Genomic DNA, 20,665 nt, shown 5'->3' with positions numbered 1-20,665 from the left:
GTTATGAAGAAGATTCTATTATCAGCTTCTTTTCTTCTGATCACAGGATATATGTTCGCCACGGATTTAATTTCCGGGCAAACATATAGGCTTTCTTTGGGAGAAAAAGTCTTATCTGTAAAAGATGGTTCTCTGGCCAATAATTCGGATGTAGTCAGTTGGACGGAAACGAATGTGAATGCTCAGCGATGGGTACTTGTGTCCGGAGAAGGGAAAGGTTATCAATGGATGAATGCATATACTGGTCAATACCTTGCTTGTAGAGGAAATGTTATTTCCGGAGCGCAGATTTGTCAAATGATTTCTGGGGAGTCGGCTGCTACTTGGGAGATTGTGCCAGTTAAAAATCAGGCTGATTTATATTATATAACTCAGTCTGGGCTTTTTTTGGAAGTTGCTGATGTGGATTCAGATGGAGAAAGTGTGCGATTGAGTACCAAGAAAAGTGGGACATTGGCTGAACGTCAGATGTGGAAACTTGAAGTGGTAGAAGCACAGCCGAATTATTTGACAGAAGCAACCCGGGATGCAATGATGGAAGGATGGAAAAAAAACTACTATAATGACAGTCAGGGGCGCTTGGGTGAAGGTGGTTTTTGGGGAGATGCCGAGATGTTTGAGGTGGTTTTGGACGCTTATGAAGTTACAGGAGATATTCAATATAAAACAATGTTCGATAAGCTACATGCTGATTTTATTGCGCGTCAGGGGAATAATTGGGAGTCCAACGACTTTAATGATGATATTGCCTGGATTGTTATAGCCAGTGTACGAGGATATTTAATGACCGGGAAACAAAGTTATTTAGATGTGGCAAAATCTAATTTTGATATGATGTACGAACGGGCAGCCGTACTTCCGCATGATATGCTTATTTGGAATGCAAGTGAGAATCCTTATGGAACCAACTCTTGCATAAACGGTCCGGCTGGAGTTGCTGCTTGTTATTTGGCAATAGCTACAGGAGATGAGAGCTATTATGAAAAGGCACGGAAAACATATGCTGCACAACGTGAATATTTATATAAACCCTCTACAGGACAGGTGTATGATAGTTTTACTTGGCAGAAAGGAGTACCTTCAAATTATAATACTTGGGCATCAACGTATAATCAAGGTACTTTTTTAGGGACTGCCGTTATGCTGTATAATCATTATGGAGACGAACAGTATAAAGAGGATGCCCAAATGATAATGAAGTATACCCGTGAACAGATGTGTAATGAATTTGGTGTTATAAAAGTTTGTCAGGGAGTTGTTGATGATCAGGGAAAATTAGTCGGTGATTTACCAGGATTCAAAGGAATTCTTATGCGCTATGTACGTCGTTTCATGGTTGATCTGTATCAACCGGATTGTGCAGAATGGATGGCGATAAATGCTTTTCAGGCATATAACAACCGAAACTCTGACGGAGTATCCTGTACAGCTTGGCTGACAAAGACTGTGGAAGAGTATACGACCTATGTTCCTTTTACCAATTATAATAAAGATCCATTCGGTCCTTCTACAGCTGTTTCTGCTGCTTTCAACTCATATATAGGTGATAAAACAGTTCGCAAAGATGCTTTTAGAGGAATAGAAGCAGAGAATTTTGATTATTTGAAAGGCATTTATACGTTGTCGGTAGATGGTGTCGATTCTCCGGTAATGGGAGGGGATAATATGGCTGCGGCTGCGTATACGGGATATCATAATGTTGATTTCGGACCTTATTATGCCAAGAGCCTTGAATTTAGGGTTTTACCTCAAAGACCGAATAGTAAAATCGAAGTTTATTTGGATAGTCCGGATGGCGAATTGTTGGGTACGGTTACCTTACCTAATGAGCAGGAGTGGCAGACTGTTGCGTTGGAATTGTTGAAGCCTTTGGATGGGATGCGTAATATTTATTTGAAATATACCAGAGGAACGGGTGCAGCTAAATTGCAGCTCGATAATTTCCAATTTAAGCAAGAAGGATATACTTCGCAAGATATTACTGATAATGGAGGTACGCTTACCACCTCAGTAGAAGTTAGTACCAAGTTACCGGGTGTTGGTGCTGTAATTGATAATCAAGTAACTACTGCACTTGTCGGTACAGTTTCCGGAGATGCTTGGATTCAGTATCAGTCGCCTTATCCGGTGGTTCTGAAGGGGTATCTGTTGGTAGCAGCAGAAGGAACACAAGAAGGAGACCCCAAATCTTGGAAATTGCAAGCTTCCGAGGATGGGAAAAGGTGGATTGATGTGGATACTCAAAATAATCAGACGTTTGAGACACGCTATCAGAAAAAACAATATGATACTTCTGTAGTGGAGGCTTATACGTATTTCCGTTTATTTGTTTCAGATAGGCAAGGTAATGGTGATCGTTTTCAATTGGCAGAATGGCAACTGTTTGGTACGGCTTTAGCTGATAATTGTATTACTACAGATGGGGGTATGATTTCTGCACAGTATTCCGATGGCATTGAGAAACTGATTGATAAGGATGTGATTTCTACATATCGGACAAACGCTTCAGATTTCTGGGTCGAATATGAGGCAGAAGCTGCCTATACTCCTTTATTTTATAGTATCACTACTGCAGATACTCCGGAGAGTGACCCTAAGTCATGGATTCTATATGCTTCTAAAGATGGTAACACATGGATCAAAATGGATCAGAGAACCGGACAGTTGTTCCCTTATAGAGGAGCTACTTATACATATTCGTTCACCACCTCTCCTTCTACAATAGATTCTGAATATACTTATTTCAAGCTACATGTCACAGAAAATAATGGGGCATCTGATACCCGTTTAGCTGAATGGCAGTTGACGGGGAGATATGTGTCTCAGACCTTTTATAATGACATTACTGCAAATGGTGGCGAACTGACTTCTTCATTGAATGAGGCCATCAACTCGGAGACATTGAAAAGACTGACGGATAATGATGGGAATACGTTTTATACGTTTGGTGGTGATGTTGCACCGTGGATCGAATATAAATCGTCTATAGAAGTTAAATTGAAAAGTTTTTCAATCGTATCTGCTGATGAACCGGATAAAGATCCCGTCATGATTAAAGTTGAATACAAAAATGAAGGAGATGCTCGGTTCAAGAGAGCATTCAGAGGGGAAGTGGCATTTACGAAAAGGAATGAACGTGTTTATGTCTCTTGTCCTCGTGTGGTTTCCGGGCAATGTTTTCGTTTGACGATTGAGACTGTCTCCGGTGAAGGTAATGAGGCTAAAATAGCCGAATTTGAATTGTATGGTAATGGAATTCTTGCTGACGATTTAACTTCGGTAGCTACGATAACGCCTCAATATGAGAGTGAAAACCCAGAAGAGACAGCTGATAAGTTGATTGATAAAGATGTGGATTCCAAATATTGTGGTCCGTTCTCTTCTCTGTCTGCGTGGATTTGTTGTGAAGTACCAGAGCCTGTAAAAGTGAGTATGTATAGTTTGACTTCCGGAAATGATAATGAAGGACGTGATCCGAGAAGTTGGGTTTTAGAAGCTTCAAATGATGGGGTGGACTGGGTGACTATCGATTCTCGTTCGAACCAGTCGTTCAGCGATCGTCAGATTACTCAATACTACACTTGCAACCAAGAAGGACAGTCCTATTCTGATTTTCGTTTGCGAGTGACAGAGAATCATGGAGAGGGTATGCTGCAGTTGTCTGAGTGGCAATTGTTTGTAGATTTGAGCGTGGGCATTGAATCCGAAACAGCTATTGAGGCTTTTGTAGATATTCGCATAATAAATAATAGATTATATATAGATGTGCCCGAAACCGCACAAGTGCAAGTCTGTGATCTTACCGGAATGTTAATACATGATGAGAAAATACAATCAGGTGTGTCTTATATCCCGATGGCAAATCTGAATGGGGGTATGTACATTGTACGGATACAACTCTCTAACCGGACTATTTCCCGGAAATTTATAAAATAAAATTACGGCATTCTATTATGTTAATCATAGTTGTAAATCAAATATCATGAAAAAACATTTTATGGGTATGGTGATGGGAGTAATGCTTTTATTTTCTCTTCCCCTTATGGCTCAAACAGGTAAAGAGTGGGACGATGTGACCGTGACCCAAGTAAACAGGGAAGTAGCGCATACGCTTTCTATTCCTTATGGCAGTGAATCGGACATAGAGAATAATTTAATGGAAGCGTCTCCCTATTTCCTGTCATTGAACGGAGTCTGGAAGTTTAAATGGGTTCCGGATCCTTCCCAAAAACCTATTGATTTTTACGTTCCTTCCTATGATGTAAGTGGTTGGGATGACATAGAGGTTCCTTCTGTGTGGCAGATGTACGGGATTCGTCATAATAAGCCTTGGGACAAACCTCTCTATGTCAATACTGGTTATCCTTTTACTTACGATCCTGTAACTTATAGTGTGATGTCCGACCGTCCTTCTGATTGGACTTATAACAACCTTATGAAGAATCCTGTGGGTAGCTATCGCCGTGAGTTTGTTTTACCTTCCGGTTGGAGTGAGAGGACTGTCTATGTTCGTTTCAATGGTGTCGGACATGGATATTATTTGTGGGTTAACGGCCAGTATGTGGGTTATTCGGAAGACTCTTATCTTCCTTCTGAATTTGATATCACCCCTTATCTTCAGTCAGGGAAAAATGTGATTGCTGCACAAGTATATCGTTTTACCAGTGGCTCTTTTTTGGAATGTCAGGACTATTGGCGTTTCACAGGTATCCACCGCGATGTCTTCCTATGGTCAGCACCTAAGACTCAGATTCGCGATTATTTTTTCACAACGGATTTGGATGATACATATATGGATGCAAGGGCACGTGTTGAAATAGATTTGAGCGGTCCTGAATTGTCTCAAGGAAAGTTGGACGTCAGAATTATGGATAAGGGCCAGATTGTGGCGGAGATGATCAAGCCGGTTTCTTCAATCCACAAGTATGTATTATATATGGATGTAACCAACCCGAAAAAGTGGAATGCCGAGACTCCTTATTTGTACGATTTGGTTTTGACGTTGAAGGACGGTACCAAGACAGTCGATATCCGTGGCGGTAAAGTGGGATTCCGCGAAGTCGGTATCCGTAAAGACGGTGCTTTATTGATCAACGGGCAGCGGATGGTATTTCATGGTGTGAACCGGCATGACCATAGTGAGATCAATGGTCGTACGGTCTCCAGGGAAGAAATGGAAAATGATATTCGTCTGATGAAGAGGCTGAATATCAATGCAGTCCGCACTTCCCATTATCCTAATAATCCATATTTTTATGAGTTGTGCGATAAATATGGAATTTATGTATTGGCGGAGGCCAATGTGGAGTGCCATGGTAATATGGGTCTTTCCCATGTGGAACAGTTTAAGAAACCGATGGTCGAACGTTCCGAGAACCATGTGAAATGGTTACGGAATCATGTCTCTATTTTTATGTGGTCCTATGGCAATGAATCCGGAAACGGTACAAATTTCGAATCTGTGGAAAAGGCGATTAAGAGCTTGGATAATACTCGTTTGACTCATTACGAGGGTAATAGTCAGTGGAGTGATGTAACCAGTACGATGTATGCCGATTATGACCATATAAAGAATATAGGTGTAGAGCGGGAGAATCAATATAAGAGTGGTCAGACTCCCCGGCCGCATATTCAGTGTGAAAGTAGTCACGCTATGGGAAATTCTATGGGCAATGTCCGTGATTTGTTTGATTTGTATGAGCATTATCCGGCCTTGACAGGTGAGTTTATCTGGGACTGGAAAGATCAGGGTTTGAAAATGGATGTTCCGGGTAAAATTGGGGAAAGCTATTGGGCCTATGGTGGAGATTTTGGTGACAAACCGAATGACGGTAATTTCTGCACAAACGGGGTTGTTTTTTCAGATTATTCGATTTCTGCGAAATCATATAATACGAAGAAGATTTATCAGCCTGTTGACTTCTCATTAAAGGAAGACAATAAGACTTTTGTCTTGAAAAATAAGTTGGCTTTTAGCTCTATCGATTATTTGAATATTGCTTATTCGGTCTTGGAAGATGGCAAAGTGATTAAAACGGGAACAATCGGTGATATGGCCATTCCTGCCGGTGGAACGATGGAAGTGGTTATCGATGCTCTTCCCGTGGATATAAGGGAGGATGCCGACTATTTTATCCGTTTCAGTGCCACTCAAAAATCAGCTACTTGGTGGGCAGAAGCGGGCTATGAGGTTGCTTCCGAACAGATTCAATTAAGAAATGCCCGGAAATCTCCTTACCGTGTGCCAGAGAAAGGAAATCTGACCGTAGAACGGACAGCGAAGGCCATAACGGTGACGGGTTCCTGTTTTAAAGCAATCTTTTCCGTAACTGAAGGTACCTTGGAAAGTTATGTTTTGAATGGTAAGTCAATCATTTGTGAGCCTCTGAAATTGAATGTATTTCGCGTACCTACTGATAATGATAAGACCCATTCTGCAGATTGGGATAATATGGGTTTGAGAAATTTGAAGGTGAAGGCCGGCACATGGGATGTGAAAGAGTCTGTGTCCAAAAATTTGGTTGATTTGAGCGTTACAAATGTGTATACTGCTACACTCCCTTATTCTTTTACGACCCAGTTTTCCTTTAAAGTAATGGATGACGGTACTATTTTCGTCAGCTCGGTGATCGACCCGGCTATAAAAAATGTCATTCTCCCCAAAATCGGTTATGTATTGGAGATGCCTGAAGGTTTTGAGAACTTTACATGGTTTGGACGTGGTCCATGGGATAGTTATGCGGACCGTAAGGAAGCTTGCTTTGAAGGTGTATACAACAGTACTGTTGCCGAACAATGGACCAGCTATGTTTTACCACAGGAGATGGGCAATAAGGAGGAGGTTCGCTGGATGGGTATTACGGATACTACCGGTACGGGTGCCTTGTTTATCGCTCCGGAGAAGATGTCTGTTTCAGTAGCTCACTGGCGTGCAAGCGATATGTATGTCAATCGTGACAATCGAGTGAAACATCCTTATCAGATGAGTTTCAGAAAGAATACCGTCGTTTGTCTGGATGCCCGGAATCGTGCACTGGGAAATGCCAGTTGTGGACCGGATGTGAGAGAAATGTATGAATTGAAAGCCGAGAATACTATTTTCAATTTTATAATTTCTCCTATAACCGAGAAGAGTAGTAATGACCGGCTCTCGGAGCAGGGCAGAATCTCGAGTCCGGTTTGTTCTCCTGTAAAAATAGAGAAAGATACTAAAGGAAATGTTGTTTTGTCAACAACAACCGAAGGTGCCACTATTTATTATAGTGTAGATGATACGGAATTCCAACAGTACAAAGAACCAGTAAATATGGCTCAGGGTGGAACAATCAGAGCTTATTGCAATCGGGTTGGATATTTTGAGAGTATGTTGACTTCTATGGATATTAATCTTTTTGTTGATAAGTCCTTGTGGAAAATCGTTGGTTGTTCCAGCCAGCAAGGAGGAAGTGAAAAAGTTGAGAATGCGATTGACGGTGATGAATCTACGATCTGGCATACCCAATATGGGAACAGTGAGCCGGCACATCCTCATGAGATTGTGGTAGATATGGGACAGACTTACCGAGTGGATGAGTTCGTCTATCAGGGAAGGAAGGACGGTTCTAACGGCCGTATAAAAGAATATGAAATTTATTTTAGTAATAGTCCGGTTGTATGGGGATCTCCATCTGCTACAGGGCTATTTTCCGATACGCCCGATCCTCAGCATGTAAAGATCATTTCTAATCCATCTGCACGTTATTTTAAATTGATAGCTAAATCCGAAATAAATAATAAGGCGTGGACTGCTGTTGCCGAGCTGGGAATTGAAGCGTCTGCTATTGTTACTCCGATAGGAGAAGCCTGTGATAATTTACTTTCAGACCAAAAATATTATATAAAGGATATTGCTTCCGGATTGTACTTACAGTGGAAACACGATATTGGCAGTAATTATGAAGGAGAATTCTGTATTAATCCTTTAGATCGCAACAATGAAACTTTCGTGTTCACTTTTTCTAAAGTAGACGGTTTTACTTCTTTTTATAATCTTCGAGTTGGTAGTAAATATATGAATAAAGGTGAAGGCGGTTGGAGGTGTGGTATTGGTATGGTAACCGATAATAAAGACGGGTGGATACAGTTGGAGACACAGGATGATTGTACATTTAAAATGCGTGGAATGTGGCAAATATCTAAATATTTCAATTTTGATAACCATACGGAAGGTTCATATATTTATTCTGATAAATCGGACGGTGCACTTCTGAAGTTAGAAAAATTCGGTGAAGTTAGCATTATTCCGGTGACTGATATTCCCGGAATTTCTGTTTATCCGGCTATTTCCAATGGTGAGATTGCCGTATGTACTCCGGGTAAAGCGGTAATAAAAGTGATGAATGTGGGTGGTTACATATTGGCTGACTATCAATCGGAAGGCAAGCTTACGATTGGGATGAATTATACTGATGGAGTGTATCTGGTCGGGGTGGAAACAGAGAACATTCCTCGGATGGCTACCTATAAAGTTATGCTATGTAGATAAATATTTGTTAATCCTATTTATTAATTAAATCGAATCGGAAAATGAGAAAATTACTCTTTTTTTTATTTATGTTAGTTTTATCTTTACCCGGTCAGGGGAAAGATATACGTATTTTAGCTATTGGTAATAGCTTTTCGGAGGACGCTATCGAACAGTATCTATATGAACTGGCTCTTGAAGGTGGTGATAACTTGATTATCGGGAATGCTTATCGGGGTGGCCAAGGGTTAGAATCCCATTGGAATGTGGTTGTTAATAATGATGCGGCTTTTGAGTATCGGAAGGTAGTTGATGGAAAAAAAACGAATAATACCAATAGAACCCTCGAAGCGTGTGTGAAAGATGAACCATGGGATTATATAACCTTTCAACAAGTAAGTCAAGATTCGGGAAGACCAGAAACGTATGAACCTTATTTAGGCAATTTACTGGATTATGTGAAAGGGATTGTTACTAATAATAATGTGAAATTCGGATTACATCAGACATGGGCTTATGCAAAGAATTCTACTCATGGTGGGTTTGCTAACTATGGTAATAATCAGCAGACGATGTACCAGGCAATCGTGGATGCTGTAAATCAGGCAAAAAAGAATCATAGTGAAATTAGTTTTATAGTTCCTTCCGGTACGGCTATTCAGAATGGTCGTACAAGTTTTATAGGGGATAACTTCAATCGTGACGGATATCATCTTGACTACGGGATGGGACGTTATACTGCGGCCTGTACATGGCTCGAAATTATAACCGGACAGAGTGCTGTGGGGAAAACTTATAAGCCCTCGGCTGTAAACGATGTTGTGGCTATGGTTGCTCAACAGGCTGCTCATGCGGCTGTAGAATCACCTGATAAGGTGACATCATTAGAGAATATAGGTTATGAGGGCGATAATACAGTGGTGCCTGTAAAACCGGTTAATGTGAATCTTGGATCAGTCAGCGAATCTGCATTGTGGAATAATATTTCTTCTTCCAGTAAATCTGTTTTCGGTTTAAAAGATATGGATGGAAATGATACCCAGATCGTAACGATATTGGACGATGAATTTAACGGAACTAATGGAGAAGGGGTCCAACAAACGACTACCGTGCTTGATATGCCTGCAGATGTAGCCAAAAGTTGCTGGTGGGGATACGCCGAAGGGAATTTTGAAAACAAGCCTCAGCAGCCTACCGGTGGATTTATATTTTTTCATTTAAATAAAAATCTTGTGTATGATTTCTGTATTTTCGGTTCTCGTAAAGGAGCTACCGATAATCGGGAAACTACCTACACATTAACAGGGGAGAATACCCGAATCGGTTATCTGAACACTGCCGGAAACGGAACGGAAACCGTTACTATTAAAGGCGTACGTCCTACTGCAAACGGAGAAATCAGGCTGACTGTCAGTCCTGGTGAAAATAACAATCATAAAAATAAATTTTATTATATCAATGCTTTGCAGATAGTAGCTAAAGAACCGGGAAGTGAAGTATTGGTTGATGAAATTTCGGATGTTCGTGATTTATTGAAAATGGATCCGGATATTAATTATGTGTTGACTGCTGATATTGATCTTACCGGAGTGGTGTTGGACGAATGTGTATTAGATAGCTATTACGGTACATTAGATGGACAAGGACATATTATTTACGGATTGACTATCGATAAGAGTGATTCCGGAGAACTTGGCCTGTTCAGGCACCTTAGGGGCGCTACTATCAAGAATTTAGGTATCGAAAGAGCTTCTATTTTAGGTAATAGTAATATTGGTGCTTTGGCTGGACAGAGCCATGGTGCAGTTATCGAGAATTGTTATGTTGCTAATAGCAGTATATCAGGTCGTGATCATGTCGGTGCTTTGATCGGACAGATGGAAGGTAATGAAGGAGTGGGTAGCCAGATTAATAATTGTTATGCAGCTGCCAATGTTTATTCTCGCGAGTTCCAGGCCGGTGGTCTTGTCGGTACATCTGCTGCAGGGGCCGGAAGTATTCGGAATTCTTATTTTTCCGGACGGGTAGAAGTTGTAAATCAGCGTATTGGAGGAATTTTGGGGTTACAGGATAGTGATGACGTACTTACAATTGAAAATTGTGTCAATTTGGCCGCTCAGTTGCAATGTGATCAGATTTATCGTATAGCCAGTACACGTGACGGTAAATCTGTATTGAATAATAATTATGCTTTGAATACGTTGCCTGCACCAAATGGTAATGATGCCCAGAAAGGAATTGATGTTACTGCTGAGAGGGTTAAACAAGAAGTATTTTATTCGGAAGATTTGAAGTGGAATTTTGATGATGGTTCTTGGAAATGGATAGACGGACTTTATCCGGTTTTGGCATGGCAGAAGGAGGCTGAAACGACTACTTCTCTGATTTATTTGAGTCAGTCTATACCAGTTTTGTCTTTAAGAAAGGGAAGTAGCATCGATCTGAGCCAATATTATGCTTCCGGACATGGAGGTATTTTATCATATTCATGTGCAAATAGTAAAGTGAAGCTGGATGGAAGTATTATATCTGTAACAGAAGACGTTGAGATAACCGATCTGGAAACTGTTACCGTATCTGTTTCTGTGTCTGGTTTTAAAGCTGCGGAGATTAGTATTTCCATTATACCGGACATCATACCGGTTGCTACGGCAGAAGATTTTATTTCAAGAATAACTGCTGCAACAGATGGCAGTTTCAAATTGACAGCCGATCTGGACTTTGCAAATGTTTCATTTAATGGTATTGAAAACTTCTCAGGAAAACTGGATGGTGACGGACATATTATAAAGAATCTGAATATTCAACGTGCCGGAGAAGGGAAATTAGGCTTATTCCTGTCGACTATCGGTGCTGAGATAAAAAATTTGGGTATTGAAAATTCTGTGATCGGTACTAAAGAAAACAAGCACATCGGTAGTTTTATCGGCGAAATGAATGGTGGTAATATTGATGGATGTTATGTCGGTAATAGCCGTATTGTTGGCAAAGATCATGTTGGAGCGTTAGTTGGTCAGTTGAATTCCGGAGCTTTAATGAGCAATTGTTATTCAACAGCATATGTACAAACTACAGGCTGGCAGGCTGGTGGTTTGGTTGGATCTATAAACAACGCTACTATTGATAAAAGTTATTTTTCCGGTGTCGTTGTGGGCAACTGGAATAGGACAGGCGGTATTGTAGGTTTGAAAAATGGTGGAGATGAAACCGGTAATTCTGTGAAGAACAGTGTGAATCTGGCTTCTTATATATTAGGTGCCGATTCTCCCAAACGGGTTGTAGGAGATGGAGGAATAAAAGTGGAGAATAGTTATTCTTTGCTTTCTACCCGCATTGGTAAGAATGTGGTAGAAGCTGTTACGATTATCAGTGAAGATGTAATCGGGCAGGATGGAGCTGACATTTCCTTGCAACAGGCTCGAACTGCTTCTTTCTATGCCGAGACATTAAAATGGGATATGGAAAGCACGTGGATTATTCCATTGGATGGTGAGTCTTATCCTGTTTTGAAATGGCAGTTAGAGAGAGAGAGTAAAATTCAGACAGGGCTTTATGTCGGGATAGAAGTTCAGCCGGCTCAGATTACAGAAAGATTATATCTCTCAATGGATAGTTATGTCTTACCACAGTTTATTTCAACGAATGGTCTCACACTGTCATTATTGTCGGATAATACGAAAGTTGTTACTATTGAAGAACAAACGTTGACTCCTGTTGCTATCGGCTCATCTGTTGTAGCAATGGAAACAGTGAAAGGGATTGACGATCGGTTTGAAATTACTCCGGTAACCTATATTTGTAAAGTGATTCCTGCGGAGGGAGTTGTTGAAATAACGACAGCGGACGATTTGTTGACTATCGATAATTTCCCTACCCGTGATTATGTATTGACAAATGACATTGATTTGGCAAATACTACTTTTAATGGTTTATGTTCTGAAGAGAATCCGTTTACAGGTACATTTGACGGTAACGGCTATATAATAAAAGGGTGGAATTTTAATGATTCGAATGTCGGAACGATGGGATTATTCAAAAGAATGGACGGTGCTGTGATTAAGAATCTCGGTATGACCGGTGTTGCTATTGTCGGTGGTGATAATACAGGTGCATTGGTGGGTATTGCAGATGGAGGAAAGATAGAACGCTGCTATGTCAGCAACAGTAACATTGAAGGAGGAGACCGTGTTTCGGCAATTGCTGCCCGTGTTTCGGCTGGTGTGATAATCGAAAACTGTTACGCAGCTCAATGTACAATTAAAGCAAGGACTCATCAGGCCGGTGGTATCTCTGCTGCTTCCTTTGATGGTGGTGCGACTATTAGCAACTGTTATTTTGATGGAACTATTACGAGCCAGTTCGGTCATGTAGGTGCTATACTCGGATTAATAGACCGTGACGGTGAGATTACAATTCAGAATTGCTTGAATTTGGCAACCTCTATTGCAGGCGGGCATCGTTTCCGCATTGGAAATTGGGGAAATAGAGCATCGATGGCTCATTTTATTAACAATTATTCTATTGGTACTACAGTTTCAGTCGGTGGTGGTTGGGAAAGTACGGATGACCGTAATGGGACGGATCTTTTCGATGATGCCGATGCTAAATCTTTAGAATTCTATAAAGAAACGCTTGGATGGGATTTTGACAAAATTTGGAAAATAGCAGAAAGTGAGGGTTATCCTATGTTTAGGACTAAAGATGACCCGGTAGGTATGGTTACCGAAAAAACTTTAGAAAATATTGCTGTTTATTCTATAAGTGGTGGTATCGAAATGATTGCTTCACAAGCGGTTCAAATAAATATTTATGCTATTGACGGCCGTCTGGTACGTTCTGTTATGCTGAATGAAGGACGTAATTCGATAACAGGAATCGCTCCCGGTCTGTACCTTGTAAATAGAACCAAGGTAATTGTGACGGACTAACTAACTTACATGTTTGATACTTTTATTAGATCCGGGTGGATGTGGCCATCCGTCCGGATCTTTTATTTAATATTGTAATATTATGAATACATTATTACAGAGAATTCCTCTTTTATCGGTGTTGTTTTGGGGGATTGCAACCCAGGCGGCACAACTTCCTATTATCTTGGAGGCCGAAGATGCAAAATTATTTGGTGAGCTAAAAGTTGAACAAGTTTCCGGTTTTTCCGGAAATAAGTATGTTCATGATTTTCATATAAATTCCGATTCCTATTATTTGTATGAGAATATAGAAGTGGACCAAGCCGGGACGTATGAGTTAAAAGCATTTACTACAGGTACAGCTCGTCCTTTTTATATTAAAGTAAATGATTATGAACGAATCGTTTTACGTACAAGCGACTCTCCAGATTGGAATGCACCTCCTACATCGGTTTCTTCTGCATATATCTATTTGGATGCCGGTACTAATGTCATAAAAATGGGTACCGAATTTGAAAATGGCCCCAATATTGATAAATTTGAAATTCATGCTACCTCTGTGAAAATAGAGAAGCCTCGTAAAGTTACAGTTGCTTTTCCGTATGATTTTACGGATGAGGCTGAGATTATGGCAGAGCATTCAAATGCTACTTTGGCTTTTCTGACAGATAATAATGAAAATACTTTTTATGAAGTATCGGGAATTACTGAAACAACAATAACGGTAGATTGTAAAGAAGATAAGGTACTTACGGGTATGCTGCTCTATGCTGGTAGAGGGGTGGACGTAACTAAATGGAAAGTAGAATATTCAAAGGACGGTCAGACATGGAGACAGTTTAGGCCTGCCTCTACTCGGATGATAGGGATGGGAGATATGGCACTGTTTACATACAACCGTGTTGTAACAAGCAGCACCTATAGTGCGCGTTATTATCGACTTACAGCTACCGGAACTGATAACATACGGATTGCTGAATGGCAATTGTTTGGTTACGCTTTTGATACAGCGGGTAAGAAACCTTATTTCCCTGCAGATGTGACAGAAGGGCTGAATTTGGAAAAGCAGATTTCCGGTTATCCGGAAGGGGGGACAAATGAAGGGATTATGCAATTGTTTGATAAACAATTGACAACAAAATATTGTGCATTGGGTACGAGTTTTTATGTGCAGTGTGTGTTGGATAAAGCTTATCGTTTTAATTCTTATACGGTGACGTCTGCTAATGATGCTTCTGAGCGTGATCCTAAATTATGGAGTTTAAGTGGTTATAATCCAGAAGAAGGATGGATTGAATTAGATGAACGGAGAGATTTTAATTTTCCTGGGCGATACACCACTATGAAATTTCAGATAGATTCGGAAAAGGAGTTCACTGCTTTTCTGTTGGAAGTTTCGAGCGTACATGCCGGTGACCGGGTGCAATTGGCTAATTTACAGGTTTTCGGTGAACCGACGGGTGGTCCTGCTGTAGCTCCGGAAGTACCGTCAACACCTTCTACAGATCCGCGGGAGCGTGCTTCCGAATTAGTCCGTTTGATGACAAAAGGTGAAAAATTATCGTATGTAGGTGGTGTTGACTGGATGTATACGAAAGCTATTCCCCGTCTGGGCATTCCTCAAATGAAGATGTCTGATGGCCCTCAAGGAGTAGGTACTTGGGGAAATTCGACGGCTTATCCTTGTGGTATTTGTTTGGCATCTACTTGGAATGAGGATTTGGCGCATTCATATGGAGAGGCTTTGGCGCTTGATTGCCGTTCACGAGGGGTGAATATATTGTTGGGACCGGCAGTTAATATTCATCGTGCTCCTATGTGTGGACGTAATTTTGAATATATGGGTGAAGATCCGTACCTGACCTCCCGTACGGCAGTAGGATATATCAATGGGCTACAGGCAAATGGGGTAATGGCTGTTATCAAACATTTTACGGCTAACTTTCAAGAATATGACCGGAACTATATAAGTTCGGATATTGATGAGCGGACATTAAATGAAATATATTTTCCTGCTTTTAAAGCTGCGGTGCAGGAAGCCAAAGTAGGAAGTGTGATGAGTAGTTATAATCTTTTGAACGGTACGTGGACTACGCATCACCCTTGGTTGCTTCGTACCGTATTGCGTGATCAATGGGGATTTGACGGTATTCTGATGTCCGATTGGGGATCTACTCATTATTGCTTACCTGCTGCTCAGGGCGGATTGGATCTGGAAATGGCAGGTGGTGAGAAAATGAATCCTGACAGTTTGCGCTATTTCATCAACCGGGGTGATTTGGATATGAATGTGATTGATGAAAAAGTACAACATATACTTCAAACGATGATAAAATTCGGATTTATGGATAATGAACAACTGGATTCCAGTATTCCCGAAGATAATCCGGCTTCTGTAAAGACAGCTTTGGATGTGGCCCGTGAAGGTATGGTCCTTTTAAAAAACGAAGAGAACCTTTTGCCCTTAAAAGCAGATAAAATAAAAAAGGTAGCCGTTGTCGGTCAGAATGCTTTGCGTTATCTCACCGGAGGTGGTAGCGGGCGAGTTACACCTATCCATTACGTGAGTTTTTATGAAGGTATTAAAGCAGTCGGTGCACAGAAAGGTGTTGAGGTGAAATATATAGATGAATATGATCATTTGGATGATGATGTATATGTGGAATCCGGTTCTGATGAGCACGGTTTTAACGGAGAGTACTTCAATAATACTGATTTGTCAGGTGCTCCGATTGCTACGAAAGTGGATGCCAATATAAACTTTAATTTCCAGAACGGTACGGGAGTCGAGGGAATTGGTACTTCTAATTATAGTGTACGTTGGACAGCAGAATTGCGACCAATGGAAGACGGAGAATATGTTTTCCATCTTGGTGGTGATGATGGTTTTCGGTTATATATTGATGATAAAAAGGTTATTGATGATTGGAATCCCGGTCAAGAAAGATATAAGACTTACGAGATGAGGTTGTCTGCAGGCAAAACCTATGCAGTCAAAATAGAATATTATCAGGGGACGGGTGCCGCTATTATTGATTTTTATTGGACGAAAGTGGGCGCAGATGATTACTTTCAAGCAAGTTTGAATGATGTAGACGTGGTAATTGCATGTTTTGGACATGACTCTGGCAGTGAAGCAGAAGGCGGGGATCGTACTTTTGCTTTACCTTCTAAACAAAAAGAGTTGATCACGAAAGTCATATCGAAGACTACCACTCCTATTGTCGGTGTGGTTACTGCCGGTGGTAATGTGGAAATGCAATCTTGGATACGGCATTTGGATGGGTTGTTATGGGCATGGTATCCTGGGCAGGAAGGTGGAACGGCTTTGGGAGAGATTTTATTCGGTGACATAAATCCGTCAGGAAAATTACCTGTGACATTTGAAAAGCGCTGGGCTGATAATCCGACTTATAATAGCTATTATGATTCGGATAATGACAAACATGTAGAGTTTACCGAGGGTATATTTATGGGGTATCGCGGGTATGATAAATCCGGAAAAACGGTACAATATCCTTTTGGGTATGGGCTCTCCTATACGACATTTAATCTGTCACAGATGACTGTAGAGCCTGCAATAGGTGCCGATGCTATTTTGAAAGTAATATGTGAACTAAAAAATACAGGGGATGTTGCCGGCGCACAAGTGGTGCAATTATATGTAGGTAAAAAAGGGGAGAGTAAGGTAGAACGTCCTTTGAAGGAGTTAAAGGCTTTCAAAAAGGTATACTTGAAACCGGGTGAATCGCAGAAAGTAGAATTCTCTTTATCGGAGGATGCTTTTTCTTACTATGATGTGGATCAAGTTTCTTTCGTTGTAGACGAAGGTAGTTATGATATAAGCGTAGGCTTTTCTGCAGATGAATTGCTATTGAAAGAAGAAGTAGTGATAAAGAAGCCTACAGGTCTCCAATCGGATATTTTCGTTGATAAGACTTACTTACTTCCTACTGTAGTGGAAGCAGGTGAGTCTGTGAACATCAGTTTTGGCATTGTTGCCAAGGCCGATGTGTACAATACTTCGGGAGTATTAAAGGCCAATCTTTACAATACGGATCGTATTCCTACTACAGGTTTAACACAAGGAATGTATGTTGTCCACATGTGTGTTAATGATAAAAAGATAAATGGAAAATTTATTGTAAAGTGATATTGGCATCGGATGAGTAAATTAAAAATAGTGTGTTATATCTTAAATTATGAACCCCAAAAAAACATGTTATGAGAAAACTATTAACTTTATTTTTATGCCTGTTTACTCTGATAGCTAAAGCTGAAGAGTTTTCTAAAATTTATGTGGTAGGTGCTGCTTTTGACTGTGGCTGGACTGCTGAAAAAGCTTATTTGATGGATGATGAGGGTAACGGTATTTTTACATGGACCGGAAAAATGAAACGCAATGATTTTAAATTTTTGCTGAAAACCAATCCGAATGATATATGGATTGACTGTTTGAATGCCGAAGTGGCGAATGAAGCTGTTGTGATCGGAAAAGAACATAAAATCCGGCATGTCGAAAATTCTCGTGTAACTAATGATGATTATAAATTTATCATGAATGACGAAGGATCGTTCAAGATTACGATCGATACCAGAAAAATGACTATGATTGTGACACCGGACGATTTGATTTCTGTTTCAGCTCTGGATGGTCGTGGAAAAAGAATCGTGAATATTTATTCGTGCAGTGGGAAAGCAAGTGATTCGGAGAATGCTTATAAATTGTTGTTAAATAAGGATGAAATAAACAATAATAAGAGTAATAAATGGGCGTATAAAGGTGATGATCCTTGGGTAATATTCTCTTTACCTGCTATTTATTCTATCAATAAATTTGGCTTTCGCGATGGAAGAATTTTAGAGACGGGAAGTGATGTCTATAATCTTCCGGAATATAAAGTATATGTTAGTACTACCGGAACAGCAGAGGCTGATTGGACAGAGATTATTCATGAGACTAATGTTGGTGATCTGGATACAAAAGTGAAACGGATTACTCCGGTAGAAGCGCGTTATATTAAGTTTGTACCGGTAAAAGATACCAGGGATTCTTATGTACGTATTTATGGTGTAGACATTTACGGATCATATGTCCGGCCACTGAATGAAGAAATAGTCAGTACAGGGAAAACGATAGTCGATTATCATAATAGTTGGAGTAATCGGGAAACACCGGCTAATATTATCGATGGAAATACAGATGCTGTCGATGGAGAAGATGCTAATAACCCTTGGGCTTTCGGAAAAAAAGAAGGTACGGATGGCTGGGTTGTGATCGACCTGGAGCAGGAATATGAAATCAATAAGTTCGCGTTGATCGATAGTGAAGAATGGTTGACAGGATATAAAGTATATGCATGCAGCTTTGCCGGTACGGATGAAGATTGGAAATTGGTTTTCGATGGAACGTTTGAAGCGATGCAGGTGCGTAAAGAAGGTGTACCGGCAGAACCTTTTGCCAGCCGTTTCCTGAAATTGGAAATTCCTTCGGAGTATCAAAAAGGATTGGCGCGTATCCGTGAATTCGAGGTTTATGGAAAACCGGCTGTTCAACCGGAAATCATATCTAATAATGCGGATCTGAAAGCTGCCTATGAATTAGCTTTATGGACAGTGAATATCAATACGACTCAAAATGGTATTCTGAATGCGGGAGCCCGTTATGATGGAAACTGGACACGCGATCTGTCTATTAATGTATGGAACGGTTTTCCGTTGTTACAGCCGGAAATCTCGAAGAATTCATTATTGCATTTATTGGAAGATAACGAACAAGAGTACATCGGTGCAGAATATTGGGATAAGATAATTTGGGTAAAAGGTGCTTATATGTACTATCAGATGACTGGCGATAAAGAGTTTTTGAACCAGATATTGAAGAGTGGGGTAAACACCATTCATCAGTTGGAGGAAATGAAGCGTGATAATAACCCTGTATATGATTCTCAATACGGGCTGTTTACAGGTCCTTCTGTATTTAATGATGGTATTGCCGGATATGAAGAGCCTGTATGGTCCGGTGATTCTAAGGGGGGAGCAGTTGTCAGTCATCCGGCACATAATAAAATAAAATGTTTAAGTACGAATTGTATTTATTATGAGGCGTATCGTTTATTGGCACATATCGCAACTATTTTGGGAGAAGAAGAGACTGCTACTGAAATGGAGAAGAAGGCTGAAAACTTAAAAACTAACATACGTACCCATCTCTTTGACAGAGAAACCGGTAAATTTAATTACCTGATCGATCAGAATGGAGATCTGCATTCATTCCAAGAAGGTTTGGGTAATTCGTTTGCAATATTGTTTGACATTGTATCACCGGCGGAGGCAGAGAAAATAATATCCCAAATGCAGGTTACTAAATTTGGCCTGCCTTCTATTTATCCGCATTTCAAACGATTCAGCGATGAGAAGCCGGGACGCCATAATATGATGATTTGGCCATTTGTAAATGCTTTCTATGCGGATGCTTGTACCAGAACCGGTGATTATGAAAGATTTACATTCGAACTGTTTAATTTAGTAGATCTTGGTTTAAATAAAGGTGGGAATGATTTTTGGGAAATTTATGATCCGAAAGACGGACATCCTGATGGAGGATGGCAGACCGGTAGCCATTGGGGGGGACTTCAACATCAGACTTGGTCGGCAACCGGATTATTGCGTATGGTTTGGTATGGTCTTGTAGGTATGCGTTTTGAGGACGAAAAATTACGTTTCGAACCATTTTTACCTGAAGAAGTCAATTCATTGGAACTTACCAGGTTGAACTATGGGAACATGATACTTAACGTTAAATTGGAAGGCGAAGGGAACCGGATCAAAGAGTTTAAACTCAATGGCATTGCAATGGATACTCCTGAAATACCTCAAAACTTGACAGGAGAACAAACGGTTAGCATTGTTCTGGAAAAATCAAGTGGAGTCGGTGTTGCACAATTAAATCAGGATAATTCTTTTTTCACATTAACCCCTGATGAGGGAAGAATTAGAGTACAATTGAAAAATGATTATCGGGCTGACATAGTTACACTGTTTGATATGTCGGGAAAATCAATTGTAGTCAAAAAAAAACAGAGTGGAAACTTTCATATAGGGAGTAATCTTCATAAGGGAATTTATACCGTATCATTAGAATGTAATAAAGAAGTTTATTCGCAAAAAGTGATTATTCCTTGAAATTAATTTTAATGACTGTATGAAAATATTTTAATGACTTATACAGGTCTGGCAGATATTTCGATAA

At 40.3% G+C, this 20,665-nt stretch carries 5 protein-coding genes; all 5 read left to right on the top strand.

Annotated elements, in window-relative coordinates; translation table 11 throughout:
- The first annotated feature begins 3 nt into the window (after nucleotides 1-3).
- Nucleotides 4-3,936 (top strand): glycoside hydrolase family 76 protein, encoded by a 3,933-nt coding sequence (locus tag HMPREF1532_RS19705; RefSeq protein ID WP_005934199.1) that lies wholly within the window; start codon nucleotides 4-6, stop codon nucleotides 3,934-3,936.
- 46 nt (nucleotides 3,937-3,982) lie between these two features.
- Complete coding sequence (locus HMPREF1532_RS19700; RefSeq protein WP_025819589.1) at nucleotides 3,983-8,524, top strand: glycoside hydrolase family 2; 4,542 nt, start codon at nucleotides 3,983-3,985, stop codon at nucleotides 8,522-8,524.
- A 68-nt stretch (nucleotides 8,525-8,592) separates the two neighbouring features.
- Nucleotides 8,593-13,431 carry a DUF4886 domain-containing protein gene (locus HMPREF1532_RS19695; protein ID WP_148301706.1) on the top strand — a complete coding sequence of 1,613 codons (4,839 nt, stop codon included), beginning with the start codon at nucleotides 8,593-8,595 and terminating at the stop codon, nucleotides 13,429-13,431.
- Between the two features lie 82 nt (nucleotides 13,432-13,513).
- Nucleotides 13,514-17,566 carry a glycoside hydrolase family 3 C-terminal domain-containing protein gene (locus tag HMPREF1532_RS19690; protein WP_005934191.1) on the top strand — a complete coding sequence of 1,351 codons (4,053 nt, stop codon included), beginning with the start codon at nucleotides 13,514-13,516 and terminating at the stop codon, nucleotides 17,564-17,566.
- Nucleotides 17,567-17,637: 71 nt separating this feature from the next.
- The gene (locus HMPREF1532_RS19685; protein WP_005934190.1) at nucleotides 17,638-20,598 is read left to right on the top strand and encodes an MGH1-like glycoside hydrolase domain-containing protein; all 2,961 of its coding nucleotides are present in this window, start codon (nucleotides 17,638-17,640) and stop codon (nucleotides 20,596-20,598) included.
- Nucleotides 20,599-20,665: the final 67 nt, after the last annotated feature.

Source organism: Bacteroides salyersiae WAL 10018 = DSM 18765 = JCM 12988, from assembly GCF_000381365.1.
GTDB classification, from domain to species: Bacteria; Bacteroidota; Bacteroidia; order Bacteroidales; family Bacteroidaceae; genus Bacteroides; species Bacteroides salyersiae.
This window is presented reverse-complemented; position numbering and strand designations above follow the sequence as displayed.

Excerpts from the sequence above, each read along its gene's own strand:
- HMPREF1532_RS19690 (WP_005934191.1), top strand. The coding sequence starts at position 13,514 with ATGAATACATTATTACAGAGAATTCCTCTTTTATCGGTGTTGTTTTGG.
- HMPREF1532_RS19695 (WP_148301706.1), top strand. The coding sequence starts at position 8,593 with ATGTTAGTTTTATCTTTACCCGGTCAGGGGAAAGATATACGTATTTTA.
- HMPREF1532_RS19705 (WP_005934199.1), top strand. The coding sequence starts at position 4 with ATGAAGAAGATTCTATTATCAGCTTCTTTTCTTCTGATCACAGGATAT.
- HMPREF1532_RS19685 (WP_005934190.1), top strand. The coding sequence starts at position 17,638 with ATGAGAAAACTATTAACTTTATTTTTATGCCTGTTTACTCTGATAGCT.
- HMPREF1532_RS19700 (WP_025819589.1), top strand. The coding sequence starts at position 3,983 with ATGAAAAAACATTTTATGGGTATGGTGATGGGAGTAATGCTTTTATTT.